10 protein-coding genes and 2 pseudogenes are annotated in these 9615 nt (G+C 60.6%); 5 read left to right on the top strand and 7 right to left on the bottom strand.

Annotated features, from left to right (window positions below; translation table 11 throughout):
- From QMG52_RS21060 to QMG52_RS21050, 3 genes are all read right to left on the bottom strand, one after another.
- On the bottom strand, positions 1–472 hold a 472-nt coding region (locus QMG52_RS21060; RefSeq protein WP_283562360.1), incomplete at its 3' end, for a BCCT family transporter.
- A 349-nt stretch (positions 473–821) separates the two neighbouring features.
- Positions 822–1079: a cupin domain-containing protein gene (locus QMG52_RS21055; protein WP_283562361.1), complete on the bottom strand. Its 258-nt coding sequence runs from the start codon at positions 1077–1079 to the stop codon at positions 822–824.
- 360 nt (positions 1080–1439) lie between these two features.
- Entirely contained in the window at positions 1440–1778 is a 339-nt protein-coding gene (locus QMG52_RS21050; protein ID WP_283562359.1) for a cupin domain-containing protein, read from the bottom strand.
- Between the two features lie 285 nt (positions 1779–2063).
- Between QMG52_RS21050 and QMG52_RS21045 the strand changes: the two are divergent.
- Positions 2064–2272 (top strand): annotated as a pseudogene (locus QMG52_RS21045) (transposase); the annotation flags it as partial.
- A 359-nt stretch (positions 2273–2631) separates the two neighbouring features.
- The gene (locus tag QMG52_RS21040) at positions 2632–2856 is read left to right on the top strand and encodes a hypothetical protein (RefSeq protein ID WP_283562358.1); all 225 of its coding nucleotides are present in this window, start codon (positions 2632–2634) and stop codon (positions 2854–2856) included.
- Between the two features lie 45 nt (positions 2857–2901).
- On the opposite strand, the gene QMG52_RS21035 is transcribed toward QMG52_RS21040, so the two are convergent.
- The 3 genes from QMG52_RS21035 to QMG52_RS21025 form a co-directional block, all read right to left on the bottom strand.
- Positions 2902–3237 carry a hypothetical protein gene (locus QMG52_RS21035; protein ID WP_283562357.1) on the bottom strand — a complete coding sequence of 112 codons (336 nt, stop codon included), beginning with the start codon at positions 3235–3237 and terminating at the stop codon, positions 2902–2904.
- Positions 3238–3602: 365 nt separating this feature from the next.
- Complete coding sequence (locus QMG52_RS21030) at positions 3603–3863, bottom strand: hypothetical protein (protein ID WP_283562356.1); 261 nt, start codon at positions 3861–3863, stop codon at positions 3603–3605.
- A complete protein-coding gene (locus QMG52_RS21025) occupies positions 3860–4624 on the bottom strand; it encodes a hypothetical protein (RefSeq protein WP_283562355.1) in 765 nt (254 codons plus the stop codon). Before QMG52_RS21025 ends, QMG52_RS21030 begins: the two co-directional genes overlap by 4 nt.
- 229 nt (positions 4625–4853) lie before the next feature.
- On the opposite strand from QMG52_RS21025, the gene QMG52_RS21020 reads away from it, so the two are divergent.
- Entirely contained in the window at positions 4854–6056 is a 1203-nt protein-coding gene (locus QMG52_RS21020; protein WP_502920590.1) for an ISL3 family transposase, read from the top strand.
- Positions 6057–6158: 102 nt separating this feature from the next.
- On the opposite strand, the pseudogene QMG52_RS21015 reads toward QMG52_RS21020, so the two are convergent.
- A pseudogene (locus QMG52_RS21015) lies at positions 6159–7148 on the bottom strand (IS1634 family transposase); the annotation flags it as partial.
- Between the two features lie 277 nt (positions 7149–7425).
- Between QMG52_RS21015 and istA the strand changes: the two are divergent.
- Positions 7426–8892 (top strand): IS21 family transposase, encoded by a 1467-nt coding sequence (gene istA / locus QMG52_RS21010; RefSeq protein ID WP_283562352.1) that lies wholly within the window; start codon positions 7426–7428, stop codon positions 8890–8892.
- Positions 8889–9488: an ATP-binding protein gene (locus QMG52_RS21005; RefSeq protein WP_283562351.1), complete on the top strand. Its 600-nt coding sequence runs from the start codon at positions 8889–8891 to the stop codon at positions 9486–9488. Before istA ends, QMG52_RS21005 begins: the two co-directional genes overlap by 4 nt.
- The last annotated feature ends 127 nt before the right edge of the window (positions 9489–9615 follow it).

Raw genomic sequence — 9615 nt, 5'->3', positions numbered from 1 at the left:
TCCACACCACGGCGTCCTGAGCTGCCGCCGCCGTCTGGCCTTGGCCCTCCGGCGGCGTCATGTACTGGGTGATGGGTCCGGTCACGGAGTAGAACAGCATGTCGATTCCCACACCGGCGGCGAACAGTTGGGCCACCCACGTGAAGAGCTTGTACTGCGGACGGGAATTATCCGGGCCCATCCGGACCGAGCCCACCTTGGACAACGCCACCCACAGCACAAAACCGATCACGACTGTGACGGTGACGACGTACACCCAGCCGACGTTCGCTGCGACCCAAGACGTCACGACCGCCATGGTGTCATCCGCGTTGGCGGGGAACACCATCGCCCAAATAGTGAAAGCGAGGATGACGATAGAAGCAATGATGAACACGCGCCAATTAACCTTGGGCACATTGCTCTCGATAATTTTGGCGGACCCAGAATCACGGTCTTTCGCCGTGTCACGGTCTTTGTCGATGATACTCAAGGGTCCAGCTCCAATTCTTCGTCTTGGCTGCGTGAAACGCAGCACATCATGGTGGTGTTCTCGGCTTTGACTCGGTCGGTCAGGTAAAGATCCCGGTGCTGGGGTGTCCCTCGAAGTACTGGTAGGGAACGTCCCCCTGAGATACCTCTGCCCCTGCCGCACAAGCAGATGATGCGTAACTGTTGCCGCAGGGGCAAAGGTAATTACGGGGACGCGAAGCCTGAACACGGTCACCGATGACGAGCTGATGCATGGCCAGAGAGCCGCCAGCGCTGTCTACCGGCGACATGGCGCTGATTTCCTGGAGGAGCCGTCAAGCTTCCATTTAGAAGGACCTGTCTTTGTCCTCTTAAAAGATGACGAAAACTTTGCGCAGTGTCTCGTGAATCTCCCAGTTACCGCTCCAGCCCCGGGGGACAAAGACCGCGTCTCCGGGCCCAACGAACTCGGGCTCGCCGCCGTCGGCGGTGATGGTCATCGACCCTGAAAGAACATGCAAAAACTCGTGTGTTTCAAGAACCCAGCGAGAAGGCCCGGCAGTGCATTCCCAAATGCCAGATTCGGCACCGTTCTCGTCCTTCCACAGGTATATTCCGCGCGTATCCATCTGCGGTCCGGTCGCTTCAGGACAAGGGCCCCAATCCTCCAGCTCCGTCACTGTCTCTGCATCGCGAACGATACTAGCGGAGATGGAGGTTAGCTTTTCAGTCATTACATACCTTTGCATTTTTGTTTCCTTGTGGACTTACTCGCCCTTGTACGCCGGTGCCCAGGGTACTCTGCGCTGTGCAGAGTACCCGTCAACCCGCGGATAAGAGGATGTATCACCATAGCCGTGAGCATAGCGATCCCCGCTTCAGCACAGTACGGGCGCACGCGCTCCGTGAACCGCACAACGGGCGAAAGCAATCCGCTTGTCTGGGCAGGACAGCCTGCAGGCCTCCTGTCGTGCAGAAAGTGTCAGAGCTTAGATTTCGGAATACTTGAAAGAATGCGACTCCAGGCCTTCGGGGTTGGGGCCGTACATGGTGACCATCCGCGCATAGACCGGTGCCCAATACCGGCCTATCCCGCCGGGATTGACACGCGCCGAATCACCCGGCTTCAGGATGACAGTCTTGCCTTGGCTCTCGATATGGAGTTCGCCTTCCAGCACGAAAGCAGTCTCGCTGTGTGGGTGGAAGTCCTCCCAGGCGCAGGCCTTCAGCTCCCATTCCGAGAGGATGAAGTCGTTCCAGCGGCCTTCAGGATGAGCGTTGATGAACCTGCAGCTCAATCGCCCCCAATCGCCCTTCAGGGCCTTCATGGGCTCCGCCGGCCAAAAATCGATTGCTTCCCCCGACGATGGTGTCGGGGACGGAGAACTATCAGTAGTCATTGCATTTACCCGTTCCCTAGCCTGGCATTCCTTGGTGATCCTACGCATCTTTGCATAAGCGTGACATGTATCACAACACTTTTTTGAAACTTTTCCCGCGGCTGGCCTGCGGTGATGTCGGATCGTGGGCACTCTTAAAATCGGGGTCTATCGAAAGTAGCGATCAGTACGAGCGCATCACGCAGATGATCTACACAGGAGTTCAAGGACCAGCTGTACCGGGAGGTGATTGATACGTCCAAGCCGATCAAAGACGTGGCCACCGCGTCCTGCGTCGGCGCAGAGACACTACGTAACTGGCTCATCAAGTACCGTAAGGCCAACGGCGGCACGGAGTCGGAGTTGACGGTGAGCGAACGGACCGTCTGAAAGAACTCAAGCGTGAAGTTCAGGAGCTGCGGGCGGAGGCTGCGTTCTTGAAATAAACCAGCGCCTCGCCCCCCGGGAGCAGCGGTAGTGAGCAAGTACTAATCCTGCGTCAGCGCCAGGCCAGGACCTTTCCACTGGCGTCTCGAATTCGGCTTGGAGAAGGTCAGCGCAGACACTTTCGAAGTCGACATCGGACAAGACGGAAAAGTTTCGCATCAGCCAATAATCCTTTGTGTATCTCCAACCAAATAATACTAGGCGCGGGCCCACGAATCAGTCTTAATTTTCAATTGCTTGCACACCCTGTACGACCATACGGCCGCAGAAGGCTGGAACTGGTCGACAATTGCAGCGGCCGAGGATAGATTCGTCCATAAGCCCACATCAATCGCCTTCACCACCAGGGAGTGACATGCAATCATTTGACGCGACACCCAACGAGAAGAATCCGGATCCGCTAGGCAGCGAAGAAAGCGCCTCTGACGCAGAGAGTACGGCGGACCCGAACGGGGCCGCCACGCAAAAACCAGCCCGCAAGGACGCTGACGCGCTGCCCGATGGTTCGGGCACTGACCGCCGCCAGGGCATCGAGGATCAAGGTAAGGAAAACGGCGAACAAAGTTTCGACGCCGGCTAGTCGGCCGGGGTGCCGCCCGCCCCTTGAATGATCGGGCGGCACGCCCTAGCGTTCCTTAGGGGTCAGGACTTTGATGTTTGGCTTGAGTTTTTTAGCAGTGTTTCCGAGCCGGGCGTTGTCAATGTAGCCGCGGACGTGGCGGTCGATCGTGGCCAGGGCCTGGCGTAGTGGTGCGGGTGCCGGGGCTCTGTCGGCGGCAAGGAGCGGGCGCAGGATCCGGTTGGGGACCTTGGTGTAGGACAGGGCGATGCGTTGACCGTCGGCTGTGAGAGTGTAGGTGTTGCTGTGGGACCGGTGTTCGATGAGCCCGTTTCGGCGCAGCCGTGCCAGGTCGTAGCTCATTTGGTTGGTGGTGTAGCCGGTGTCCAGCAGATGGGTCACCCGGGCACGTAGGCTCCGATGGGTGAATCCGAGGGCAGTGAGGCTTACACATAATGCGCCGAGCAGGGCCATGACCCGGGGGTCGGGCGAACCGCAAGGCCGGGGCCCTCCTGCCATCCTCGGCGAGGGTGGACTGTGCGACCCGCTCAAAGGCTGGGCTCGCAAGGACACAACCCTGCCCGACACGTTCGGTATCGAGCAGGCGGGCGTTGATGTCACGGGCTTTTTCCTGCAACTCGTCCAGATGTTCCAGGCGCCGGAGGCATTGCAGGTCTCTCGGGGAGTTGACGACGGTCTCAATCTGCAGCGCCCGGCCGTCCTTGAGGTATTGCTTGATGCGGGAGTGTTTGAGAACGCATTCACGCTCACCAGGGTGTCTCGGGTGACGATCTTCGTTTTGCGGGGGTCTGGTTCACGATCGGATGCGCGCTGCGGGAGTGGGGTGCGTGCCCGGTGAACAGCAGCTCGACGGTTTCGGGGCGGCCGATATCGAGATTGTCGGCCACGAGCGATTCGAAGAAGGCGCGGGCGTGCCGGGGCGCGTCGAAGACCAGGGTGCGGGAGATCTCGATCTGGCGCATCGACAATTCCCACCAGTACCCGGCGTCTGCGTCGGCATCGGTCAAAGGCAACGGCAGCACGGCCTCCAGCGTTGGAAGAAGACTCCGATGGTGCCCGGTCCGAGCCGGTCGCAGATCTCCTGCAGGGCTTGAGAATCTTCACAGGTGGCGAATCCGTTGGAGAGGGCGGTGTACCCGATGCCCGCCCGGGTGGCCTGGCGTTTGGCCCACTCGTGGCCGTTGACCCAGATCTTGATCGGGTAGGGGAAGTACGCGCAGACCTTGATGAAACCAGCCCCGAAGTCGGTGTCCCAGAGGTAGAAGTAAAAACACGTCACCCGTCGGTCGGCCTTGTGGAAACCAAAGCAGGGAATCCCGTTGCTTCCCTCTCGTTCGCTGGATGCGAAGACATTCTGGTATTCCTGGGCTACCCCGACAGCCACAACACCGGACCGGCCCGTCCTTTTCTGGGCGAGCATGTGGCGGCGCATCACGTCGACCTTGCGGTCCTCTTTGTTGAAATGGATCAAAGGGATGTGGTTGACCTCAACGAATGAATTCACCGAGCGCCGGAAGGCCGTTCCAGTCTTTCCCAGGACCGCCGGAGAAGGGATCCTGTAACCCAAATGCTTGGTCAGGAACGTGACCACCTGGCCTCCGACCTGAAGAATCGGGACGTAACCATTGAGATAGATCCGGTCCAGGCACTGGACATCCAGGCCTACATGACCATCGAGGACCTCATTGACATTGACCACCACAACCACCACCATCGCCACACGCCCATCGCATACCTTCAGAATGCGCCACAACGAAGCGGAGGTCATCAGCGATAGCCAACCAACCACCTCGGCGGTCAGAGGCGAAGCCCCACTGGGTGCGTGGGTCAGTATTGGGGTTCGGTGTTTTAAAACGCGGGGGAATTAACCGGGGTCTGGTCTGGGCGGCTGGAAGAATTGGGGTATGGATACTGGTGCCCAGGACGGACTCTTTAATGAATCAGCGGTGGAACGTGTTCAGCTCGCCGATGATGGCCGGGTGGATGCCAACGGCGGGGTGAAGAAACGCTTCCGGGCGTTTGCCCCGGATGCGGTGATGCTGGTCCCGCCGTCCCTGGAGGAGTGGCTGCCGGGAAACCATTTGGCCAGGTTTATTGCCGAACTCGTGGATACGGAGTTGGATCTGGCCCGGTTCTACAAGTCCTATGCCAAGGCCAAGGGCCAGCCGCCCTATGATCCACGCCTGATGCTGCGGATCGTGCTCTACGGGTACTGTGTCGGGGTCCGGTCTTCCCGGGAGATCGAACGGGCCTGCACGGATGTGGTCGCGTTCCGGTGGCTGGCCGCCCAGCAGGCCCCGGACTTCCGCTCCATTAGCCTTTTCCGCGAAGGCAAGCGTGTGTTGATTGATGACCGGCACCGGTTCGACGCGGTCAAGGTCATTGGTGTCGATGAGCATGTTTGGCGGCACACCCGCCGCGGAGATAAGTACGTCACCGTCATCATTGATCTCACACCGATCCGTGATGGCACGGGCCCTTCCCGCCTGCTGGACATGGTCGAAGGCCGCTCAAAACAGGTCTTCGCCACCTGGCTGAAGGCACGCCCACAACCGTGGCGGGACGGGATCGAGGTCGTTGCCATGGACGGGTTCTCCGGGTTCAAGAGCGCAGTGGCCGAAGAGCTCCCCGACGCTGTTCCGGTCATGGATCCATTCCATGTCGTCCGTCTGGCTGGGGAGGCTTTGGATAGCTGCCGCCGACGCGTTCAGCAGCAGACATGCGGTCATCGCGGGCGGGCCGGCGACCCACTGTATTCGGCTAGGCTGACGCTTCATACCGGGGCGGATCTGCTCACGGACAAGCAACGCCAACGCCTTGAAACCCTGTTCTCTACTGATACGCATGTCGAAGTTGAAGCGAGCTGGGGCATCTACCAACGCATGGTTGCCGCCTACCGGGAACCAGACCGGCCCAAGGGGCGGGAGTTGATGCAGGCCGTGATCGACTCCGTCAGCACCGGTGTTCCCAGCGCACTCACCGAGCTCAGAACACTCGGGCGGACCCTCAATCGCCGGGCAGCAGATGTGTTGGCATACTTCGAGCGACCAGGTACCTCCAACGGGCCAACGGAAGCAATCAATGGCCGGCTCGAACACCTTCGCGGATCCGCTCTTGGCTTCCGCAACCTCACCAATTACGTCGCCAGATCATTGCTGGAATCCGGCGGATTCAGACCGAAACTACACCCTCAATTCTGAAGAGCCGCTTAAACCGAAGTTACGTGGGTGGTGACGTGGGAAATCCCTGCCGTCCTTGACTTCCAGCGGGGATTTCGTGGTTTTGGGGTTTCTTCCTTCTGTCTACTTCAGGTTCAGCGGGAGGGTTTGGCCGATGAGTTCGAAGGCACGGCGCTGGATGGGTGTGGGCGCCGCGAGCGTCGGGACTGCGGGCATCGTGGTGTCGGTGCCGTAACGGATGTCGTTGCGGGTCAGGGTGGCGAGGTGTTCGAGCAGGGCCCGGAAACTGTAGGCAGGGGCCCCGTCGGCGGTGGTCCGCCGGCTGGCTTTGGTCTGCGCGGCGGTGGAGCGTTGTGCGGGGGCGACGGGGTCGGCCGGTTCGGGGCGGTGTTCGTCGGTGAAGGTCAGCGGCGCCCACGCTTTGCGGAGGTGCCAGGTGAGGTAGGCGGCGAGCATGCAGATGAACACGTGCGCCCGGACCCGGGTTTCGGTGTGGTGGTGGATCGGGCGCAGGGCCAGGTCGATGGCTTTGATGGAGCGGAAGTCACGTTCGACGTTGGCCAGGGACTTATACGTTGCCACGACTTTGGCGGCGTCCATCTGCTTGTCGGGGATGGTGGTGCGGATGATGTAGATCCCGTCCAGGGCCGCCTCGGCGGCGATGTTCTCCTCGTTGCGGGCGTGGGTGAAGGAGGTATCGGTGATGTCGAGTTTGTAGTGCTTTTCCATGTTGTATTTCCCGACGACTTTCCCGGCGCGGATCCCGATGCGCCCGGCGTCCTTGAGCCTGCCCGCTTGGGTGGCGGCGGTGATTTTGGCCAGTTCCTTATCGGTCGCGGCGAGCAGGTCGCCGCGTTTGCGTGAGCGTTCGGCCGCGAGGGCGGGGTCGCGGCAGGCGATCAGGCGTTCGCCGGGATAGTCCGGGTGGCTGATCTCGGCCAGGTTCGTTTCATCGAACAGGGACATCTGCAGGGGCCCGTCGTCGGCGGCCGGCGCCTGGATCGCCGGGGCCCGCAGCGCGGTGACCCAGCCGAGGCCGCCGAGTTCCTTCAGCGCCTCGATGCGGGCACTGGTGATCATGCCGCGGTCCCCGACCATGACCATCTCCTGGAGTTGTGTGTGATCGACTATTTGTAGGCCGTTTCAGCCAGGGAATCCTGCCGGGTTAGTGGCCGGTTTCCTGCTAAAAGAGCGCTAAGAATCAGGCCAGGCATTTCCCCTCCGGTTCATGGATTTTTGGGGAGTGCGCAGAGATTGAGATCACCGGGTGGTTCGGGGCGGTTCCCAGCGTGTTGGGGACATGGGCCCGCCACCCCCAGATAAGTTCCTTACGGCCCTGCCATTGCGAAGCGTATGCGCCGGAAGGGCTGGAAAGCAGATGACGGTACCCATGTCAGTACAAGAAAATATCAGACGACTGGACTCCCAAGGTGTCCCTGTGCGTGAGATCGCCCGCAGGTTGGGCATCAGCAGGGATTCGGTGGCCAAGTACGCCGATCGGGAAGACTTCTCCCCGGTGCCGCCGGCACCGTTGGCGCGGCCAGGGGGCTCGGTGTTGACCGGGTTTGAACACATCATCCAGGGGTGGTTGGGCGAGGACCAACGGAGGAACCGCAAGCAGCGGCATACGGCCAAACGGATCTTTGACCGGCTCGTTGATGAGCACGGTTTCACTGGCACCTATTCACCGGTCCAACGGTTCGTGAAGAAGTGGACGGCCCGGAACCGGCAGGCGGGTGAGGGCTTCACTGAACTGGTGTGGCCGGCCGGAACGGTGCAGGTCGATTTCGGGCAGGCCGAGGCGATCATTGCCGGGATCCGGCAGATCCTGCATATTCTGGTGGTGACTTTCCCGTTTTCGAACATGCGCTTCGTTCAGGCGTACCGGGGCGAAACTGCCGAATGCGTCAGCCACGGGCTACGCACGGTCTTCGAGCACATCCGCGCCGTACCGAGGCATATGGTTTTTGACAATGCCACCGGCATCGGACGAAGGGTCGGGACCAAGGTTGTGGAAACCAAACTGTTCGGCGCGTTCAAGTTGCATTACCGCGCAGAATCCAGGTACTGCAATCCCTATTCAGGACATGAGAAAGGCAATGTGGAAAACGCGGTGGGGTTCTTACGCCGCAACCTCATGGTCCCCGAACCTGAAGCGACCAGTTTGGATGGCCTCAATGAGATTTTGATGGCCCGGTGTGAGGCCTTGGCCACGACCGTGCATTACCGAAAAGGTCTACCTGTGGGTGACTTGTTCGCCCAAGATGTGGCGGCGTCTTTGGAGTTGCCCGGGATCGGATTCGACCCGGTCCGCTACGAGTCCAGAAAGGCCGATAAGACCGAGAATATCCTCATTGATGGGAACACCTATGCCGCCGGGCCCGCCTTCCACAGCAGGAACCTCACCGTGGGGTTGCGCCACGACGTGGTGCAGATCCTTGATGAGCACTCAGCCCCGGTCAGGTCCTTCCCGCGGGCCTTCGGACACCAGGCCCAGACGATCTTCGAACCAGCATCCCTGGTCCCGTTGCTGGTCACCAAACCCGGTGCCTGGGGGCATTCCCCGCTGCGGGCCCTGGTCACCGACCCGGTGCGCGACTGGCTGGACAAAGCGACCGTAAAGGACCGGCGCAGGTTGCTCAGCGCGGTGGATGCCGCTTCAGGATCCGCCGGCTTCGATGCCGCGATGCAGGCCGCTGACACGCTGATCCAGCGCGGGGATGAACCAGATATGGCAGCGCTGGGGATGCTGGCCCGCAGGCTGGCGCACGGCACCGAACCGGCTGCTGCGAACGTGGATCTGAGCATCTACGACACCTTCACCACGTTGGAGACGACCACGGGAGAAGTCGCATGAGCATGACCACCGTCCAAGACATCCTCGAAGCAGGCAAACATGCCTCCCTGACCGGCAGCGTCTTGAGTGAATGGGCCGAGAAAGGAACACCGAAACAACGCGAATACCTCCACGGGGTGCTGTTGGCAGAGCACGAATCCCGGCAGGAATCACGCCGGGCCCGGCTGTTGAAATCCGCGCGCCTACCGGCGTTGAAAAGCCTGTCCGGTTTTGATTACTCCAGCGTCCGATTCCCCGAAGACTACGGACGGCAGGCCTTGGAATCCCTGGACTTCATCAACCACTCCCAAGACCTGGTCCTCTACGGGGACGTGGGCACCGGCAAAACCCACATGGCCTCCGCCTTGGTGGCCGCCGCCTGCCAGAAAGGCATCCAGGCACGTTTCTTCACCACGTCCTCCCTGGTGATGACGTTGCGCCGGGCCAAGGACGAAGACCGCCTGGATAAAGAGTTGGCATCCCTGGCCAAAAACCAGATCCTGGCCATCGACCTATGCCGAGCCGGTAACTATGCCGAGGTGCTGGGAACGCGGGCACCAGAAGAGGCCCTGCCACTGGGGTCCGGACAAGAATCGACTGTTCCCATATCGGCATAGTTACAGGCTTTCAAGGAACGCCAGTGTCTTGTCTGTCGGGTGGTAGCGTCCTGGGGTTGCCGCTGTGGGTGTCACGAGGGCGAGTGCTTTTTCCTTGATGGTGAGGTCAGCATGGATATATGCGTCC

This window comes from Paenarthrobacter sp. PH39-S1, from assembly GCF_030063245.1.
Classification (GTDB): domain Bacteria; phylum Actinomycetota; class Actinomycetes; order Actinomycetales; family Micrococcaceae; genus Arthrobacter_M.
The sequence above is the reverse complement of the archived record's forward strand: the minus strand, read 5'-3'. Positions and strand labels throughout refer to the sequence as shown.